This window comes from Paenibacillus agaridevorans, from assembly GCF_018604145.1.
Taxonomy (GTDB): domain Bacteria; phylum Bacillota; class Bacilli; order Paenibacillales; family Paenibacillaceae; genus Pristimantibacillus; species Pristimantibacillus agaridevorans.
In genome coordinates, this window is record NZ_CP075889.1 from 7065834 (window position 1) to 7086102 (window position 20269).

Genomic DNA, 20269 nt, shown 5'->3' on the forward strand with positions numbered 1-20269 from the left:
GAGATGCGAGTAAGGAAAGCTATTATTCCGGCTGCGGGACTAGGCACACGCTTTCTTCCAGCTACTAAAGCAATGCCTAAAGAAATGATGCCAATTGTCGATAAGCCAACTATTCAATACATTGTCGAAGAAGCCGTCGAGTCGGGCATTGAGGATATTATTATTGTTACGGGCAAAGGTAAAAGAGCTATAGAAGATCATTTCGACAACTCTTTTGAATTAGAGCAAAATTTGTTGGAGAAGGGCAAGATGGACCTATTAAACGAAGTTCTGAAGTCTTCCAGGATGGTAGACATTCATTACATTCGACAAAAGGAAGCGAAAGGGCTCGGTCATGCCATTTGGTGTGCCCGTAAGTTTATTGGCAATGAGCCCTTTGCTGTTCTTCTTGGTGACGACATTGTACAGGCTGAGAAGCCCTGTCTAAAGCAAATGATTGAACAATATGATCGGTACAGTTGTTCCATAATTGGGGTTCAAAGCGTTCATGAACATGAAGTGTCCAGATACGGTATCGTAGATGGCAAAATGATTCATGACCGCTTATTTAGTGTTAGTGGGCTTGTTGAAAAGCCGAGAATTGAGGATGCGCCTTCTAATATTGCAATAATGGGTCGATACATATTAAGCCCTAAGATTTTTGAGATATTAGAGAGTCAAGCACCGGGAGCCGGTGATGAGATTCAATTGACTGATGCTATTGCTGCTTTGAATCAATATGAGGCTGTATATGCCTATGATTTTGAAGGTACTCGATACGACGTTGGCGAGAAGCTAGGATTTATTAAGACCACAATAGAAATGGCGCTAAAGAACGATGGTTTGAAAGAAGAGTTAATTAATTATCTCTATACTGTACTGGACAAGCACATGGAGAAAACAAAAGTATAATTTTTCTTACAGTAACTAGTAATATGAACTTAATTGAATATAGATTGCTAATTCTATAAATCTTCTTGCAAACTTCTGAATTAATATAAAATCCATGGAGGTTATTTCATGATTGATTCCACAGTAAGACATATACCGTTTTCTCCACCGGATATATCCGAAGTCGAAATAGAAGAAGTTATCAAGACAATGAAGTCAGGGTGGATCACTACAGGTCCCCGTACTAAATTATTCGAAAAAAAAATTGCAGAATATATTGGAGTATCAAAAGCAGTATGTCTAAATTCTGCCACTGCTGCTATGGAGCTTACTTTACGGATTCTAGGAGTAGGTCCGGGCGATGAAGTTATTACATCTGCTTATACATACACTGCTACGGCGTCGGTAATTGCTCATGTTGGTGCTAAAATTGTTTTGGTTGATACATCGCCAGATACTTTTGAAATGGATTATGCAAAGGTTGAGGACGCCATAACTGAAAAGACAAAAGTAATTATACCAGTCGATATAGCGGGGAGAATGTGTGACTATGAGACATTATTTGGTGTAGTTGAGAGAAAAAAAGGTGTATATAATGCGGGAAATGATATTCAAAGCTCTTTCGGTCGTGTCATTATAATGGCAGATGCCGCACATGCATTCGGCGCTGAAAGAAATGGACTTAAGTGCGGACAAGTTGCTGACTTTACATGCTTCTCATTCCATGCGGTTAAAAATCTAACAACTGCAGAAGGTGGAGCGGTTGTTTGGCGGGAAAGAGATGCCATTGATGGGGAATGGCTATATAAACAATTCATGTTATACAGCCTGCATGGTCAATCTAAGGACGCATTGGCTAAGACTCAGGTCGGGTCTTGGGAATATGATATTGTTTACCCCGCCTATAAATGTAACATGACCGATATCATGGCGGCTATTGGGTTGGCACAATTGAAAAGATATGAGCAGATGTTGAAAAGGCGGAAGGAATTGATAGAAAAGTATGAAAGTCTACTTATCTCATCAGGCATTGAGTGTATGAAGCACTACAGTGCTGAAAGTTCTTCTTCAGGTCACTTATATTTGGTTAGGGTTCCTGGTATAAATGAAAATGAGAGAAATCAACTAGTGGCAAACATGGCTGAACGAGGGGTAGCATGCAATGTTCATTATAAACCATTACCAATGCTGACCGCATATAAAAAAATGGGGTTCAATATTGCTGATTATCCTAATGCTTTTGAAATGTATCAAAATGAAATAACACTCCCTCTACATAGCATGCTGAGTAATGAAGATATAGAATATGTGATAGAAAATCTACTAAAGTTAACTAGAAGTATTGTTAGAGTATCGTGACTAATAAATTCAGGTGGGGATCTTAATGTATAAACATTTCTTAAAACGATTCATTGATCTTGTTATCTCATTATTAGCATTACCATTTTGGTTAATTATATTATTCATAATCGGTCCTGCTATATACTTTCATGACAAAGGATCTATTTTTTATAATGCACCACGCTTAGGGAGAGATGGTAAAGTATTTAGTATGTATAAATTTCGTTCAATGAAGATGAATTCCCCTGATATTAGGAATCAAGATGGATCAACCTATAATTCAGAGCGTGACCCTAGGCTGACTAAAATTGGCCATTTTTTACGGAGGACAAGTCTAGATGAGACACCCCAACTATTGAACATAATAAAAGGTGATATGAGTATTATAGGGCCTCGACCAGATCTGCCTGATGCTGCATTAATCTATACAGATGCACAGAAAAGAAAACTCGCTGTTAGACCGGGAATTACGGGGTACAATCAAGCATACTTTAGGAATTCTATATCTCAAGATGAAAAGTTTGGTAATGATGTTTATTACGTCAGTAATTTAACTCTGAAACTCGACATAAAAATATTTTTCATTACATTAGTAACTGTACTGAAGAAAGAAAAAATTAATAATCAAGGTTTTTCAAGAGAATATAATGGATGAGTTTTTAACGTGAAAAGGACGGGCTACCAGCGATGATCAATGGAGAGCGAATTATATTAAGAGCGCTTAATCAGAGTGACTCAATCCTATTATTACATTGGGTTAATAATCCACGATTAAAAGAACTGACAGGAACAGTCTATCCAGTTTCAGAATTGGAACATAAACAATGGTTTGAAAAGAAAATCGTCGATCAATTTAGTAAGATTTTTGGAATTGAAGATACTGAATCCAAGAAATTAATTGGAATCATTGGGTTAAAGCAAATCGATTTTATCAACAGAAATGCAGAGCTTTATATTTATATTGGTGAGGAGGATTTATGGGGACAAGGGCTAGGTACAGAGTCAGTTAAGTTAATGGTTGATTTTGCATTTAAAGAGATGAATTTGCACAGGATTCAATTGTTTGCTTTTTCATATAATACTCGGGCAATTAGATCATACGAAAAAGCCGGTTTTATCGTAGAAGGTATATTAAAGGAGAGCGTTTTTAGAGCAGGAGCCTACCACGATAGAATATTAATGGGGATTATTAGTAAATACTAATTTTTTAAAAGGACACAAGCTAATGAAGAAAAAAATTATGATCCTTGGAGCCAGTAATTTACAGCTACCAGCTATTATTAAAGGAAAAGAAATGGGTCTAGAGGTTATCGCAGTGGATATGGATGTTAATGCAATAGGCTTTAATTTTGCAGATGTATGTATTAATCTTAGCACATTAGATGTACTTGGGATCATTGAAGTTGCCCAAAAGTATCAGATTAATGCAATTATGACTCTTGCAAGTGATATGCCGATGAGAACAGTAGCGGCCGTTTCCGAAACTTTAAAAATAGTAGGAATAACTAGAGAAACAGCATTAAATGTAACCAATAAATATTTAATGAGAAGTGTTTTAAAAAGTAGAGGTGTTTCAGTACCCAGCTTTTACAAGGCAGTGACTCTTGACGATTATATGAATATTATAGGTAACTTTTCCGGAAAGGTTATTGTAAAACCCGCTGATAATTCTGGCAGTAGAGGTGTTTTCTTAATTGAGAATATCCATAACAAACAAATTGTGGAGTATGCGTTTAAATACAGCAAGAAATATTCAAGAAGCGGCGAGATAATCATTGAAGAGTATATGGAGGGGGTTGAAGTTAGTGTAGAAGCTCTCACTTTTGAGGGGAAGACAACTATTATAGCGATTACGGATAAAGTAACTACAGGAGCGCCAAATTTTGTTGAAGTAGGTCATACCATTCCATCCCAATTATCAGAAGAAATAAAAGAACAAGTTCAATCCATTACTCGGAAAGCCATTCAATCCGTAGGAATAATTAATGGGCCTTCTCATACAGAAATAATTGTAACAGAAGCTGGTCCGAAAATAGTAGAAATAGGGGCTAGATTAGGTGGCGATAATATTACTACTCATTTAGTTCCTCTTGCCACAGGAATAGATATAGTAGCAGCTACAATAAAAATTGCAATGGGAGACTTCCCAATAATATCAAAGAATAAAGATATGGCTGCGGCTATTAGGTACTTTGAAACTTATACTGGGAAAATAACCAACATTGTAGGGATAGAAGAAGCAAGGATGCTACCGGGTGTTGTTGAGATACATTTGAACAAGAATAAAGGAGAAATAGTAACAGAAATTACAAGCAGCACTGATAGGGTAGGGCATGTAATTTCGTTTGCTTCGTCCGCAGTTGATGCAATAAATAGGTGTAATGATGTGATGAATTTAATTCAGTTTGAGATTGAAAAAAATAATTAGAATGGATATATAAAATGAAAAAATATCTTTTTATTTCGAATAGCACTAAACCTAATTTGGAAGAAAATAATAGCCGCGACAAAATTCACTTAACGAATGTAAGTCGTCCTTGTATTGAGGCAGCAATTAATTTAGGCTATGAGGTTAATATGGGAGTCAATAGAAGATATGCAGCTGAGTTGGAATGCGAGCTGAACGTTAAATTATACAATTCAAGTACATATAGGAGTTTAGTTGATATCAAAAGTAACTATATAGCTTTTAAAAATCTATTAAGTTTTTTGAAGAAGGAAGAGGTTCAAGTCATTCACTGTAATACTCCGATAGGAGGGCTAGTAGCACGTATTTGTGGTCGTATCAAACGTGTTCCTATAGTCATATATACAGCTCATGGTTTTCATTTTTATAAAGGAGCCCCTTTATTTAATAGGACGCTTATAAAATGGGTTGAGAAAGGGCTTGCAAGGTTTACGGATGTAATTATTACAATGAATAAAGAAGATTATAATGCAGCACAAAGTTTTAGACTTAGAAAAGGGGGAAATGTATATTATGTTCCTGGAGTAGGAATTGATACTGATGAATATAGTGTTGTTGATAGTTCAAAAGCAGATAATATTAAAAAATCTCTGGGTCTTAAAAAGGATGATTACATCCTAATAGCGATGGGGGACTTAATCGGAAGAAAAAACTACTCTAGTTCAATAAAAGCAATTTCTAAACTAAATAACTCAAAAATACATTTTTTGATTTGCGGAGTAGGACCAGAAACGGAAAAGCTGAAAAAATTAGCTGAAGTCTTAGGGATAGAAAATAATATTCACTTTTTGGGTTACAGAACTGATATAAAAGAACTACTTATGCTATCCGATATTTTTTTGTTTACAAGCAAACAAGAAGGTTTGCCTCGTTCATTGATGGAAGCCATGTCCGCTGGATTACCTTGTATTTGTTCTAATATACGTGGAAATGTTGACTTAATAGTTAATGGAGAGGGTGGACTATTATTTGATTCTGAAGATATTAATGGTATCTCACAAGGAATAGCTCGTCTGATAGAAAATCCTAAGCTAAGAGTGAGTATGGGTCAAAATAACCTCAATAGAATTAAAGAATTTGATGTTGAAAATGTTAAGAAAATTATTATGAGCATATACGAAAAGGAATTGTAAGCTTTTTGAATCGAATCACCTTAAAAAAACAATCCATAATATTTGGCTAAAATGAAATTCAGGCCGATGTGACTTTACTCTACATATTCGATGAGAGGAATATATAAAATGAAAAGTTTGTACAAAATCTCAAAAAAAATATTTATAGTTGCCTCAAAATTAATACTCTCATTGATATATAAAAAAAAATACCTTCAGGGAAAATGGTTTGATAATAGTGCTATGGGATGGAAATGGGCCTGGGAAGGACTTTTCTTGCAAAAGATATTAGGATATAACAGACATATACCATGGCCAGTATCAGCATTTAACACTTTGTATGACCCCAAAAATATAGAATTTCATCCTGATGACATTAATAATTTCCAAGGAAAAGGCAAGTATTTTCAAAACTTTAATGCAAAAATAGTTATTGGAAAGGGGACGTTCATTGGCCCTAATGTAGGGATTATAACGTCAAATCACGACTCCAAAAACTTATCTAGTCATGTTAAAGGCAACGGGGTATACATAGGGAAGAATTGCTGGATAGGAATGAATGCAATTATTTTACCAGATGTAGTTATCGGAGATAACACCATTGTTGGGGCTGGTAGCGTAGTGACCAAGAGTTTTATAGATGGAAATTGTGTCATAGGGGGGAACCCTGCAAGGATAATAAAACTCAGTGAAAGAGGAGGTAGATGAGTTGAATTCAATTAAACTATACAATATTGCTCGTTTTCTTTATAGAAAAAAAATCAAGATATTACCTAAATTATTTTACTATCTAATTTTCTTTATTTATAATTCAATTATACCTTATACCGCAATTTTAGGAAAAGGTACAAGGCTGAATTATGGTGGTATTGGGGTTGTTATTCATAAACATGCGATTATTGGGGAGTATGTATTGATTGGAACAAATGTTACGATAGGGGGAAACTTTACAAGTGGAAAACGTCCTGTCATAGGTAATAATGTATATGTATCTACAGGTGCTAAAATTCTAGGTGTTAATATAGGTAATAATGTTATTATAGGAGCTAATTGCGTGGTAACAAAAGATGTACCAGACAATTCGGTAGTAGTTGGTGTTCCAGGAAGAATAATTAGAGAAATTAATGAGGAAGAAGCAACTTTTTTAAATTCTCAAAATTCATAAGTTGGTATCGGAATTAAAAAAGCCATACAATAAAAAACGCCCCTTAATTGAGAACGTATTGAATCAACTTGATGATTATGATGCAAGGAGCAAACAAATGTCATATATACTTTCGAAGTCAACGACAAGAGAAAATAAGCATGAAAATTTATTGACAATTTTCTTGTATACAATATATTTTTTCAATTACATAAAAAACAATCCACTTGTTTTTGTTATTAGTCTATGTTTATTTGGAGTAATTTGGATGAGAAATTCAAAGGGTAATGGCGCGCTACTAACGACACTTAAATTACTAATAATTAGCCTACCAATTTCATTTTTAAACATATTCGGTGGCCAGTATGGTGAAATTCCAATATCATGGTTTAACCTTTTTTTTATTATATTATTGGTAATGACATTAAAGTATTTAATTATCTCAAAGTACAGTCGTTCGTTGTTATTTTGTGTGATTTGTTTAATTGTGCTAGGGAGTGTTCTAACTTATTTTTCACACAATTTAATAGATGCCGCTAAACAGTTTTTGAATATTTTAATATTTGTATTTTTGCCTCTAATAGGGTATCAATTATATAAAACGAAATATATTACTGAAACCGAAATCATAAAATTAAAGCAAATTTATATTAATATTACAATTGTGACTGCAGTATTTATTCTTTTTCAATATGCTTTACATAGAGTTTTAGGTTTCCAAATTGGCAACATAGACTTTATGGGAACATATAGAATAGCGTATGGTTTTGTGTTTAATGACTACAGTTTTTTGTCTTTATTTATTGTAAGTGGTATGGCTCTCCTATATAAATCAAAAAAGTTTAACACCTCTCAATTACTATTACTTAGTCTAATGTTTGCAGCCTGTGTGATTTCATCTGCCCGTACTGGAATTATTGCACTAATTCTTGCGTTAGTCCTAGAAGCTCTTTTATCTCTTTCAAAGATAAAAATTAGAAGTGTATTGAAACTGCCTTTCATTGCGATCTTATCTATCGCTACTGTATATTTTTTCTCGGCTATTAGAGGCACAGAAGAGTTTTTAAATGATTCTGGAAGGATAGATGGTTATCTCCAAGCAATGGAGTACTTTTATTCGTTTCCTATAACCGGAATAGGGTTAGGTGTAAGGAGTTATAAAGATTTAACGGGACTGGCTATTCCGCATAATATCATTATTCAGTACTTAGTTCAGACAGGAATAATCTTCACAGTAATACTAATCTTTTTTATATTAAAAATTTTTCGCGACTCTATTAAAATTAATAGTAATCTTACTCTACCGCTATTAACAATATTATTAGGTGGATTATTCATTCCTGATATTATCAATTCAAGATATCTACCTATAATAGGAATGTTAATTGGATTAGAAAGAGGACTAACAATCAGAAAACTGGGTGAAAAATATGAGAATATTACATCTACTTACAAGTAATTCGTTATCAGGGGCAGAGAGTGTTGCTATTAACATTATAAATAAAATAAGTTCTACTGAATCTGTATATATGTCACCAGAAGGTGCTATTAGCGAAACTCTAAAATCCGAAAACATTCGATTCATTGGAATGCATAAATTTTCATTTATAAATGTAATTAAAAAAATCAGAAAACATAACCCCAGTATTATACACGCTCACGATTTGCGCGCAAGTGTATATTCAGTAATTCCATCATTAATGTCTAGATCAAGAGTCATTTCCCATATACATTATAATTCCCCTAAGATGAGCAAAGTAAGTCTCACATCTTTATTTTATTTATTTTTCAGTCTCTTTTTCGAAAAAGTAATAGTAGTCTCTAATCAGGTGAAAAGTGAATTTGTATTTTCAAAAATATTAAATAAGAAAATTGTAGTAATACCAAATGTCGTCGATGCTAAAAGAATTTTGTTGTTATCTCAATTGGAAACCAATGAGCAATATGACTTGGGGTTTGTTGGGAGAATAACTCCTGTGAAGGACCCTTTTAAATTTATTGAAATTGTAAGGAATGTAAAAAACAAAATTCCGAATATTAAAGCAATTATGGTCGGAGAAGGTGACGTTTTTAATGAATGTAGTGAATTAATAAAAAAACATAATCTAGTAACAAACGTACATTTAGTGGGTTTCAAAAATAATCCATATAAATATATGAGTAGTACCAAAATAATGGTTTCAACCTCTAGATTTGAAGGTTTTGGTTTAGCTGTAGTTGAGGCCATGATATTAGGGAAGCCAGTGGTTGTTTGTAATGTTGGGGGTCTAAAAGAACTTGTCAAGGATAATTTAAATGGGTTTAAATGTAGCACAGATGAAGAATTTGTCGATAGAATCTATGAGCTGCTTTCTAATGATTCTTTACTTAATGAAATGTCGAATTACGCAAAGATAGAATCAAGAAAGTATACAGAAATGGATCGATACTTTGAGACTGTAAGTAAAATTTATGGGGGTATACTGAAGTGATCAATAGCTTATCAGTACGTAAACTTCATATTGTGATATATTCAGAACTTAAAGAATACGGAGGAGGAAGAGAGACGTGGTTAAACTATTTTTTACCGGGATTATTGAAGGAAAATATCTTTTCAGAAATTATAGTTTATGGACTTAAACCTATTTTAAATCAGGATACCCTCTACATTAAATTCAATAGCTTAGACAAACTAAAATTTATTCCAATCAATGCGGGTGATGTGAACAAGAAGAATTTATTCTTAAATATGAAAAACTATTGCATTAAAACTACTCAAAAAATAATGAAATATGCAAGTAGTGGTGACACTATTTTATTAATGAGTGCAAACATGGAAGCAGTAGTTGGTATTATAGCGAAGTTTTTGCTTCGTAAGAACATATCTGTGATTACATGGATGCGGAGTATAGGGGTAAAAGAAATTTCTTCAAGAAAAGGAAAAGGCATTCAAGCAATATCAGCATTTCTTGAAAAAAAAATTTTCAAAATATCCAACAGAATAATTATGAATGGGAAGGATACGTATAGTCATTATGTTTCCAGTTATCCCCAAGTATCAAAAAAGATGAAAACCATAGAAAATGCAGTAGATTATACAAAATTTTCAGGCATGCCATTACCTAATTTTAATGAAAGTCACATTAATATTACGTACATTGGTAGGTTTAATAGGGAAAAAGGGTTTTTCGATTTTTTGGAATCCATCGATGTTTATAATGGGCAGTCTTTTGCAAGAAATACTAATGAAGAGAAAATTAAATTTAATATATGGGGACATGGTTGTAACGTTCCTGAAAAAGAAAATATGGATTACTTTGGAGTACTTGAAAGAGAGGAATTATTTCAAGCATTAAATAAATCGCATGTGTTAGTTTTTTTGAATTTATCTAATAATCAATTGGCTGCAGGCCTGTCACATGCTTTACTGGAAGCACTAGCAGCAGGTAGATTATGTATTGCTTATAATAATGCTGCCCATAATCAAATACTTAATAAAAGCAATAGCATACTGATTGAAGAGAGTGATGTTTCTAATCTTGCCTATGCATACAATAGTATTTTGAAAGCAAATGAAGCTGAAAATAACGAGATTATAAAATTGTGCCAAAAAGGGCGGGATGCAGCGCTTCCTTTTACAATTGAGGCGCACATAAGTAAGTTTATTCAAATTATAAATGAAATAACAAGTGAGTGATTGTTTATGGCGGCTAATGCAAAAAAAGCAATAGTTTGGATTATGTTTTTCACGGTGTGTTCCAAACTCTTAGGTTTTGCAAGAGATGTTTACTTTTCCTCAAAATTTGGTGCAAGTGTACTTACAGATTCTTATTTACTCGCGCAGACTATCCCTAATTTAATTTTTGCTAGTATAGCTTATGGAGCATTTTCAACATATATACCCGTTTACTCAAAAGTTCAAAAAGATAACGGCAGAGCTGAGGCACTAGGGTTTACAAATAATTTACTCAATATAGTAATAACAATCTCAATTATTTTTTCTATATTGGGTATTATTTTCACTGAGAACATAGTTGCATTAATTGCTCAAGGATTTAATGAAGATGCAATTTCATTAACTAGTCAAATGACAAAATTATTCTTTCCGACTATTATAGTTACTGGAATAGGCTATATTATTCGAGGATATCTACAAATTAATAATTTTTTTCTAGGGCAATCGATATTAGGTTTAGTTTTAAACTTTACAATTATAACTTCGATTTTTTTAAGTGATCCGAATAATATTCAAACAGTTGCATACGGGTTTATTCTTGGAAGCATTTTAGAACTAATGCTCATACTATTACTAGCAGTAAGAAAAGGCTATAAATATCAGCCTGTATTAAAAGTAAGAGAACCAACTATTTTAAAAACATATGTTTTAATGGCACCAGTTTTACTTGGGACAGGACTCAATCAAATAAACGCATTTATTGATCGATTATTGGCTTCAACATTAAAAGAAGGAAGCATTTCCGCTCTTAATTATGCACAAACACTTACTGCATTTTTAATTAGTGTGTTTGCGATATCATTGGCAACGGTATTGTATCCTAAAATGTCCCGGCTTGCAGTATCAAATGATATATTAGGTTTAAAGAGAAGCCTAATTAATAGCCTTAGTATTATAAGTGCTATAACTATTCCTATAATAATAATTATAATAATATTAGCGTATCCGATTATTCAAATAGTATTCGAAAGAGGAATGTTTGGAACCGAAGATACTAAGCGAACGTCACTGGCACTGGTCTACTTGGCAGTAAGCATTTTAGGAATAAGTTTGAGAGAGATAATTGTTAAAGTTTTTTTTGCACTCCATGATACTAAAACACCTTTAATTAATACCTCAATTGCTGTTGTACTTAATATTATATTAAACCTTATTTTGATTAAACCTTTAGGTATTGGAGGATTAGCATTAGCTGCGAGCCTTTCATCAGTGATGTGTTCAATCTTACTGTTAATAAGTTTACAGCGAAAAATCGGAGATATTTCAATTCTATCTTTCTTTAAGGAGTTTTTTAAGGTCATAAGCTCGTCCATCTTAATGGGGATTTTTTTATACTTGATGTATAAAATGCTATTCAATTTATCGGGAACATGGCTTAATCAGATTCTTATATTAGTGACATTAATCGTATTAAGTTTAATTGTATATATTTTATTATTGGCATTGCATAAGTCGGAGGGGATAGTTTACGCAATGAGAATTATTCTACGGAGCTTAAGGATCTAATAGAAAAAAATATTTGAAGGAGCAAAAAAAATGAACAAATTAATGCAAAAATTACGTGATAAAACTGCTACACTTGGTGTAATTGGGTTGGGATATGTAGGACTTCCGCTTGCTGTAGAGAAGTCAAAGGCAGGCTATAAGACTTTAGGGTTTGATATTCAGGAATCAAGGGTTAGTATGGTAAATCGGGGAGAAAACTATATTGGTGATGTCGTAAATGAAGATCTGGATGCTATTGTTCAATCTGGCTATTTATTGGCAACGACAGACTTCGCAGAAGTAGCAAAGGCAGATTGTATTTGCATCTGTGTTCCAACACCACTTGATAAGCATCAACAACCAGATGTTAGTTATGTTAGGGCATCTGCAGAAAGTATCGTTCCATACATGCATAAAGATATGTTAATTGTACTAGAATCAACAACTTATCCAGGGACAACTGAAGAAGTACTTAAACCAATATTAGAATCATCAGGATTAAAATGCGGAAGAGACTTCTATCTTGCATTCTCTCCAGAACGAGTTGATCCAGGAAACTTACTTTACAAGACCAAAAACACTCCAAAAGTAGTAGGTGGAGTGACTGATTCATGTACAGATGTTGCTGCGACATTGTATGAAAGTATTTTAGAAGCACCTATTCATCGCGTATCATCTCCTTCAATTGCGGAAATGGAGAAAATTCTTGAAAACACGTATAGAAATATAAATATTGGATTAGTAAATGAGTTGGCAATTCTATGTAACAAAATGGGTATTAATTTCTGGGAAGTCATCGAGGCTGCCAAAACTAAGCCTTTTGGTTTTCAGGCCTTTTATCCAGGCCCAGGTTTAGGAGGACACTGTATCCCTCTAGATCCTTATTACCTATCTTGGAAAGCAAGAGAATTCGGTTTCCATACTTCAATGATTGAATCTTCAATGATGATTAATGATCGTATGCCGGAGTACTGTGTCGAGAGGGCAGGCCAGATACTAAATAGAGATAGGAAAGCTGTGAATGGCTCTAAAATATTAATTCTTGGAGTAGCGTATAAACAAGATATTAATGATTACAGAGAGAGCCCCGCCCTTAGGGTGATCGAGGAGCTAGAAAAAAGGGGCGCTAAAGTAGTTTATTTTGACCCATATGTGACGGAATATAATAATCATGGGCAAGTGAAAAAAGGTGAGCTAGAATTGACAGCTAATCTAATTCAGAACTCAGACCTTGTTATAGTTACAACAGCACATACAAATGTAGACTATATGTTTGTTCAAGAAAATGCACATAAAATTTTTGATACGAAAAATGCAATGAAAAATGTAATACATAGAAATAATATCGAATTGCTATAGAAGAGGAGCGACCACATGAAACTAAAGTTTGCTTTAATTGGTTGTGGCAGAATTTCACCTAATCATATTGCTGCAGCCCTGGAAAATAATATTGAGATTGTTGCGTTGTGTGATATCAGACCAGAAAAAATGAAAAGAATAATATCTGATTTTAATCTTACTGAATCACTACCCCAGTATACCGATTATAAAGAATTATTAAGAAATTCTGCAGTAGACTTAATTGCCATTTGTACTGAAAGTGGCTCGCACGGTCAGATTGCAATAGATTGTATTGAAGCTGGATGTCATTTAATTATTGAAAAACCTATTGCACTTTCACTCGAGGAAGCGGATGAAATAATTGAATTAGCCAAAAAGAAAAATATCAAAGTTAGTGCGTGTCATCAAAATAGATTTAATAAATCTATTAAAAAAATAAGAGAAGCAGTTCAAGAGAATAGATTCGGTAAGTTGCTCCATGGCACAGCACATGTTCGTTGGCATAGAGGTGAAGATTATTATAAACAAGCACCTTGGAGAGGAACCTGGGAGCAAGATGGTGGAGCATTAATGAATCAATGTATTCATAATATTGATTTGTTGCGATGGATGATGGGCGATGAAATTGATGAAGTTATTGGAATGATAGATAATGTGAATCATGACATTATCGAAGCAGAGGATCTAGGTTTGGCTTTAATTAAATTTAAAAATGGAAGTTATGGAGTAGTAGAAGGAACAACAAACATTTATCCTAGTAATCTTGAGGAGACCCTGTATATATTTGGTTCCAAGGGGACAGTAAAAGTGGGAGGGAAATCAGTTAATATTATTGAGGAGTGGATGTTTGCAGATATGCTAGATAGCCCAGAAAAGGTGAAGAAGGAATATCAAGAAAATCCCCCCAATGTATATGGGTTTGGCCACATCCCGTTATACCATGATGTAATTGACGCAATTAAAGGCGATAGAGATCCATATGTTTCAGCAGAAGATGGAAGAAAAGCGCTTGAGCTTGTTTTGGCGATTTATAAATCTGCTGCAGAGGGAACTCGTGTCAAATTACCACTGACCAATGCCAATACTTCGGACTTTAAAGGAATGTTCAAATAATGGATTACTTTGTGCATGAAAGTAGTTATATTGATACAGATGTAAAAATCGGAGTAGGGACTAAGGTGTGGCACTTTTGTCATATTCAAAGCGGTACTCATCTTGGAGAAAATTGCATATTGGGTCAAAATGTTAATATTTCTAACAACGTAAAAGTTGGTAACGGGGTGAAAATACAAAATAATGTTTCGATCTATGAGGGAGTAGAACTGGAAGACTATGTTTTTTGTGGACCATCTATGGTATTTACAAATGATTTAACACCGCGAAGCAAATATCCAAAGGGCAGAGAGAAGTATAGGAAAACGCTTGTAAAGTATGGAGCATCTATTGGAGCAAACGCTACTATTGTGTGCGGTAATACTATTGGGCGGTGGGCTATGGTGGCATCTGGAGCGGTTGTAACTAAGGATGTTCCCGATTTTGCCCTAGTCAGGGGAGTGCCAGCTAGACAGGTAGGGTGGGTGTGTGAATGTGGTGCTGTATTAAAAAGTGATTATTCTTGTCGAGAGTGTACAAAGGAGTACCATTTGTTTGGAATGCTATTGAGCGAAAACACTAGATAACACCTAAAGTGGGGAATGATTTCGAATGGAGTTTAGAGACCTAAAAAGTCAATACCAAAGATATAAGCAGGAAATAGATTCCTCAATACAGGAAGTTATTGATAGTGGTTCCTTTATTGGGGGCGGAGTAGTTGAGGAATTAGAGGAACTTTTAGCCGAATATGTAGGAGTAGATCATTGTATTTCTTGTGCAAATGGAACGGAAGCAATGGCTCTTGTTCTAATGGCCTGGGGAGTAGAAAAAGGGGATGCGGTTTTTGTTCCAGACTTCACATTTTTTTCTACGGGAGAAGTTGTATCTTTTAGGGGAGCCACACCTATCTTTATAGATGTAAATAGAGATACGTTTAATATTGATGTAAGCAAACTTGAGGATGCAATTAAGAAAACAATTGAGGAAGGTAAATTGAGAGCAAGAGCAATTATCCCTGTTGATTTATTTGGTTTACCGGCAAATCACTATGAAATAGATGCATTATCGAAGAAGTATAACTTATTAGTGCTTGAAGATGGTGCTCAAGGATTTGGTGGAAGTATTAATGGAAAAAAAGCATGTAGTTTTGGTAATGCTGCAACAACCTCATTTTTTCCAGCAAAGCCTTTAGGATGTTACGGTGATGGCGGCGCAATATTTACAAATGACAGTTCTCTTGCAGAAGCGTTGAAATCGCTAAGAGTTCATGGAAAAGGAAAAAGTAAGTATGATAACATACAAGTTGGAGTTAATTCTAGACTGGATACAATACAGGCTTCAATTCTAAAGGTGAAGTTAAAGGCTTTTGTTGAACATGAGTTAGAAAATGTAAATCTAATAAGTCGTTTCTATAACGAACAGTTGAGAAGCGTTGTGGATATTCCTGTTATACCGGAGGGTTACTACTCAAGCTTTGCACAATATACTATAAAACTTGGGAGTAAGGAAGAACGGGATGGATTGCAGCGCCACCTACGAGGAAATGGAATACCTAGTATGGTTTATTATCAAAAAGGGTTACATAGTCAAGCTGCCTTCTCCCACTTGAAGAATATGAATTTTGATTATTCAGTTAGTAATAAGCTAACTGAAACTGTTCTTTCGCTACCGATGCATCCATACTTGAGTAAAGAAGAGGTGGATAAGGTGTGTAGTTCGATTAAAGAATATCTCGCAAGTGTTTCTAATATAGCTCAATTCAATTGAAAGCATTGGGTTGCATATATTCTTGTTTATTTTGGAAATTCAAAAATGTTCACGAAAGTAATGCACTAAGTGGATTTCAGATTTAAACGTGTCTTCATATCGTTGTCATGTTTTGAACTTCGACTTGGCTTTCTCGTCATCTGGAGCGATCACCGGTCGTAGGGTTTTCACAACACTGTAGATTAGGATTGAAAAATTATAAAATAAAGAAGGAATTGTTCTAAGTCTGTAAAGAGAAATGTCATGATATGTCTCAGTGGAAAAGTAAGCGTCAAACAGCCCTCATCTTGAAAACAAGGTGGGGGCTGTTTGACGCTTACTTTAAGGCCGATCTGGAGCAGCTCATAAGGAAAAATTCCTGAGGCCGGTAGAGTTGACTATACCGCCGACTATGTAGCTGCATATAAAGAGGCAGATGCCAAATTTATCAGTGTCGGCACGCCGGAGCAAGCAGCCAGCTAGACGGCTGGTCTAACTTGTCCTACATCACAACGTGGCGAGACAGATCGCCGGGACGATCGAAAAGGACTGTCTGGTCGTGTTGAAGTCGACGGTACCCGTCGGGACGAATAACAAGGTGGAGCAGTTCATCCATGACTGCCTCGCCCACGGAGTGCGAGTAGAGGTCGCTTCGAATCCGAAGTTGATGCAAACGCCGCTCGTTTATGACGGTCGCAACCTGTATGCGGTCGATGGCATGAAGGATGCCGGAGTGGAATATTATTCGATAGGGCGCAAGCCAGCGATCAGAGAAGGAGTGAAGGAGTCGAGGTAGATTGGGAGAACATGCGATAGCTGCAGGGAAGGTCTATCTGGTGACAGGCGCGGCGGGGTTTATCGGTTATTACGTAGCCAAACGATTGCTTGAGCAAGGGTGTACGGTCGTCGGTCTGGATAATGTGAACGATTATTATGACGTGAATCTCAAGCGTGCTCGACTGGCGGAGCTGATGCCGCATGAGGGTTTCGTTTTCGTCGAGGCCAGCATTTCGGATCACACGGCGGTTATGTCGCTGTTCGAGCAGTATAAGCCGGCTGTTGTTGTTCATTTGGCAGCGCAAGCGGGAGTGCGTTATTCCATTGAGAATCCGGATGCTTATATCGAGAGCAACATTACCGGCTTTTTTCACATCTTAGAGGCTTGCAGGCATTTTCCCGTGGAGCATTTGGTGTACGCTTCGTCGAGCTCGGTGTATGGGGCCAATAAGAAGGTGCCGTTTGAGGAGACGGACTTCGTCGATCATCCGGTGTCGCTCTATGCGGCGACGAAGAAGTCGAATGAGCTGATGGCGCATACGTACAGCCACCTGTACCGTATACCGGCGACGGGACTGCGATTTTTTACGGTGTACGGACCGATGGGCCGGCCGGATATGGCGTACTTTGGTTTCGCGGATCGTTATTTTGCGGGCAAGCCGATTCACATCTTCAACAACGGGGACTTCGACAACGATCTGTACCGCGACTTCACGTACATCGACGATATCGTGACGGGGATCGAGCGACTTATTGCGCAGCCGCCAACGGATGGCGTTCCTCACCGCGTGTACAACATCGGCAACAACAGTCCGGAGAAGCTGATGACGTTTATCGAGACGCTGGAGAGAGCCTTGAGCAAGGCGACGGACAGGGAGATCCTCTTCGACAAAATATTCGAACCCCTCAAGCCTGGCGACGTACCCGCGACTTACGCTTCAACGGATCGGCTGCAGCAGGCGGTGGACTTCAAGCCGGAGACGCCAATCGAGGTAGGACTGCAGCGCTTCGCGGATTGGTACGTGGAGTATTATGGGGTAAACAAGGCATAATGTGTAAGACACGTAAGGCATAAATCGTTTATTGTTAAAAACTCCGTTGCTCCTGAGCCACGGAGTTTTTGTCTAGTCTTTTTGATCCATCCCGTCGACATCAGGCGGGCATCAGGGTACAATTAACGGAGGCTTTCAACTGGAGAAAGCATGTAGAACTGGAACGAATCTGTTTGTTAAGGAGCTGTTTGAATGCTGAACGAGACTGTGCTGTGGGAAGGCAAACCTTTTAATTTCGGATTTCCGACGTTTACGCATTATAAATTGACGGATCGCAGACTGATTGTCGAGAAAGGCGTCTTTACGAAGCGGCGCGAGGAGATTCAATTGTACCGCATCCGCGATGTTTCCCTGAAACGGAATCTGTTTGAGAGAATACTAAAGTTCGGGGATATAACGATTGTATCCACGGATACGAGTACTCCTTCCTATACGCTTCGAAATGTTCGTAATAGTGTCCACGTATCGGATCTGCTAGGCCACGCGACAGAGAATGCCCGGATCAAGAACAGAGCGTTCGAGCTGACGGAAGTGTAAGGTCGAATAACGGCAGACATATGGAGCAACATTTCCGTCTTTTTCCACGTCTTAGATGCGAGGCAGGATTGCTGCTCTTCGCGACTGGTACGTGGGGGATTATGGTGTAAAGTAAAGGAAATTGCCTATGCGAAAGTTTATGTACGGTGCCGCCGTGCTTGTATGGATGGCGGTTATTATCGGCTTCTCTAATCAACAGGCGTCGGATTCCAATGCGCTTAGCAGCGGACTCTCGGATGCCATTGCGACGACGATTCGCGTCATGCTGCCGGGATTGGAGCTGGATGCGGGAGAGTTGAACCGTGTCGTTCGCAAGCTGGCCCATGGTCTGATCTATCTGGTGCTCGGCATGCTTGTCTTGGGCACTTTGACCAAGCTGGGCGTAAGAGGCGGGCGCGGCGTGGCGATCACCCTGCTGGTGTGCGTGTTGTTTGCCGTGTCCGACGAGCTGCATCAGCTATTCGTATCGGGCAGATCGGGCCAAGCCAGCGATGTCATCATTGATAGTATCGGAGCCTCAATCGGCATTCTCCTATTCAAGGGGGCAGCACGGATCGGCGCTAGCCTCGGACGGGAGCGAATATAAGGCCGGAGCGGTTGGCAACTAGAATAAGCGGCAAGGAGGACTTTACATATGGGAGCCAAACAAAGAATATCGCTTATCGTCGTCGGACTGCTGCTCGTATTGGGCGCGGCGACTTATGGCGTGGTGACACTGACAGCCAAGATGAACGATGCCAAGGAGCTCAAGCAGCAGCTGGCAGAGTCGGATCAACCGGATGAGAGCGATCCGGCGCAAGGCGAGGGCAATAAGGATAGCGATGGCGGCGGGGACCAAGATGGGGATCAGGATGGAATAGCAGGCGGGGATGGCCAAAGCGTCTCGCCGGCCCCTGGCGGCAACCCTGGAGACAGCGTGACGCCGGACAAGCCTGCGGGCGGAGAAGGCCAGACGGGCAAGTCGGGCGCCGAAACGCCGGGGTCAACCGGCGGCAGCGGCGGTGGCGTGCCGGGAACGCCGGCTAATTCTGGCGGCAGCGGCTCAGATACGCCTGCCGCGAAACCGGAGCCAAGCGCGACGGCGCCAACGACTGGCGGCGGCAAGGCGAGCAAGAGCGAGATTGATGCGGCGGTTACGGCATCGATGGAGTCGCTCCGCAGCACTTGCAAGGCGACAAGCTCGAAGCTGGTGTCCTCGATCAAGGCGGAAATCGCCGAGAATAAGGAGGCAGCTCTTGAGACGCTCCAGTCGGAGTATCTGGGTCAAGTTGTTGCCGCCGAGGCTTCGTGCGACGCGCAATTTAATCAACTGGTAGGCGATGCGCAGGCGAAGTACAAGGATGCGGGCCTATCGGCAAGCGAGATGCCGGATTGGAGCTCGGAATACGAGCGGGCCAAGCAAGACGCGCGATCGGCGGCGCTGGTAGAGATTGCGGCGGCACTGGACTAGGGCGTGACTGAAAACCCGCTCTGGGGCATCTTTCACCGCCTTTCCGCCCCCTGCTTCGTCACTTTTGCTTGATGTACCCCCCGTACGCCTTCACAAAAGTTCCTTGCATGGAACGAAAATTCGGCAAAATCTGCTCCCCT

At 37.9% G+C, this 20269-nt stretch carries 20 protein-coding genes and 1 pseudogene; all 21 read left to right on the top strand.

Going from position 1 to position 20269, the window contains the following annotated elements:
* The first annotated feature begins 3 nt into the window (after positions 1-3).
* The 21 genes and pseudogenes from galU (at position 4) to KJW29_RS28510 (ending at position 20129) form a co-directional block, all read left to right on the top strand.
* Positions 4-891: a UTP--glucose-1-phosphate uridylyltransferase GalU gene (galU, locus tag KJW29_RS28410; protein ID WP_087571624.1), complete on the top strand. Its 888-nt coding sequence runs from the start codon at positions 4-6 to the stop codon at positions 889-891.
* A gap of 108 nt (positions 892-999) precedes the next feature.
* Positions 1000-2229, top strand: a complete 1230-nt coding sequence (locus KJW29_RS28415; RefSeq protein ID WP_214627180.1) for a DegT/DnrJ/EryC1/StrS family aminotransferase — start codon at positions 1000-1002, stop codon at positions 2227-2229.
* A 25-nt stretch (positions 2230-2254) separates the two neighbouring features.
* The gene (locus KJW29_RS28420; RefSeq protein WP_214627181.1) at positions 2255-2866 is read left to right on the top strand and encodes a sugar transferase; all 612 of its coding nucleotides are present in this window, start codon (positions 2255-2257) and stop codon (positions 2864-2866) included.
* 32 nt (positions 2867-2898) lie between these two features.
* Positions 2899-3414: a GNAT family N-acetyltransferase gene (locus tag KJW29_RS28425; protein ID WP_214627182.1), complete on the top strand. Its 516-nt coding sequence runs from the start codon at positions 2899-2901 to the stop codon at positions 3412-3414.
* Positions 3415-3436: 22 nt separating this feature from the next.
* Positions 3437-4639: an ATP-grasp domain-containing protein gene (locus KJW29_RS28430; RefSeq protein ID WP_214627183.1), complete on the top strand. Its 1203-nt coding sequence runs from the start codon at positions 3437-3439 to the stop codon at positions 4637-4639.
* Between the two features lie 14 nt (positions 4640-4653).
* Positions 4654-5811, top strand: coding sequence for a glycosyltransferase family 4 protein (locus KJW29_RS28435; RefSeq protein ID WP_214627184.1), 1158 nt, complete (start codon positions 4654-4656; stop codon positions 5809-5811).
* 108 nt (positions 5812-5919) lie between these two features.
* Complete coding sequence (locus tag KJW29_RS28440; RefSeq protein ID WP_214627185.1) at positions 5920-6498, top strand: DapH/DapD/GlmU-related protein; 579 nt, start codon at positions 5920-5922, stop codon at positions 6496-6498.
* 1 nt (position 6499) lies between these two features.
* Positions 6500-6955, top strand: a complete 456-nt coding sequence (locus KJW29_RS28445) for a serine O-acetyltransferase (protein WP_087571630.1) — start codon at positions 6500-6502, stop codon at positions 6953-6955.
* A gap of 247 nt (positions 6956-7202) precedes the next feature.
* Positions 7203-8393, top strand: coding sequence for an O-antigen ligase family protein (locus tag KJW29_RS28450; RefSeq protein ID WP_214627186.1), 1191 nt, complete (start codon positions 7203-7205; stop codon positions 8391-8393).
* Positions 8365-9405 carry a glycosyltransferase gene (locus tag KJW29_RS28455; RefSeq protein WP_214627187.1) on the top strand — a complete coding sequence of 347 codons (1041 nt, stop codon included), beginning with the start codon at positions 8365-8367 and terminating at the stop codon, positions 9403-9405. The genes KJW29_RS28450 and KJW29_RS28455 overlap by 29 nt, the downstream gene beginning before the upstream one ends.
* Entirely contained in the window at positions 9402-10610 is a 1209-nt protein-coding gene (locus KJW29_RS28460) for a glycosyltransferase (RefSeq protein ID WP_087571633.1), read from the top strand. Before KJW29_RS28455 ends, KJW29_RS28460 begins: the two co-directional genes overlap by 4 nt.
* A 6-nt stretch (positions 10611-10616) precedes the next feature.
* Positions 10617-12155, top strand: a complete 1539-nt coding sequence (gene murJ, locus KJW29_RS28465) for a murein biosynthesis integral membrane protein MurJ (RefSeq protein WP_214627188.1) — start codon at positions 10617-10619, stop codon at positions 12153-12155.
* Positions 12156-12185: 30 nt separating this feature from the next.
* Complete coding sequence (locus KJW29_RS28470) at positions 12186-13493, top strand: nucleotide sugar dehydrogenase (RefSeq protein ID WP_214627189.1); 1308 nt, start codon at positions 12186-12188, stop codon at positions 13491-13493.
* Positions 13494-13508: 15 nt separating this feature from the next.
* Positions 13509-14588 carry a Gfo/Idh/MocA family protein gene (locus KJW29_RS28475; RefSeq protein WP_087571636.1) on the top strand — a complete coding sequence of 360 codons (1080 nt, stop codon included), beginning with the start codon at positions 13509-13511 and terminating at the stop codon, positions 14586-14588.
* Positions 14588-15154: an acyltransferase gene (locus tag KJW29_RS28480; RefSeq protein WP_087571637.1), complete on the top strand. Its 567-nt coding sequence runs from the start codon at positions 14588-14590 to the stop codon at positions 15152-15154. The genes KJW29_RS28475 and KJW29_RS28480 overlap by 1 nt, the downstream gene beginning before the upstream one ends.
* A 25-nt stretch (positions 15155-15179) precedes the next feature.
* On the top strand, positions 15180-16334 hold the full coding sequence (locus KJW29_RS28485) for a DegT/DnrJ/EryC1/StrS family aminotransferase (protein ID WP_214627190.1): 1155 nt from the start codon (positions 15180-15182) through the stop codon (positions 16332-16334).
* Positions 16335-16654: 320 nt separating this feature from the next.
* A pseudogene (locus tag KJW29_RS28490) lies at positions 16655-17022 on the top strand (UDP-glucose 6-dehydrogenase); the annotation flags it as partial.
* 88 nt (positions 17023-17110) lie between these two features.
* On the top strand, positions 17111-18142 hold the full coding sequence (locus KJW29_RS28495; protein WP_246608420.1) for an SDR family NAD(P)-dependent oxidoreductase: 1032 nt from the start codon (positions 17111-17113) through the stop codon (positions 18140-18142).
* Positions 18143-18334: 192 nt separating this feature from the next.
* Complete coding sequence (locus KJW29_RS28500; RefSeq protein WP_181376932.1) at positions 18335-18679, top strand: PH domain-containing protein; 345 nt, start codon at positions 18335-18337, stop codon at positions 18677-18679.
* 127 nt (positions 18680-18806) lie between these two features.
* Complete coding sequence (locus tag KJW29_RS28505; RefSeq protein ID WP_214627191.1) at positions 18807-19265, top strand: VanZ family protein; 459 nt, start codon at positions 18807-18809, stop codon at positions 19263-19265.
* Positions 19266-19313: 48 nt separating this feature from the next.
* Positions 19314-20129 (top strand): hypothetical protein, encoded by an 816-nt coding sequence (locus KJW29_RS28510; protein ID WP_214627192.1) that lies wholly within the window; start codon positions 19314-19316, stop codon positions 20127-20129.
* The last annotated feature ends 140 nt before the right edge of the window (positions 20130-20269 follow it).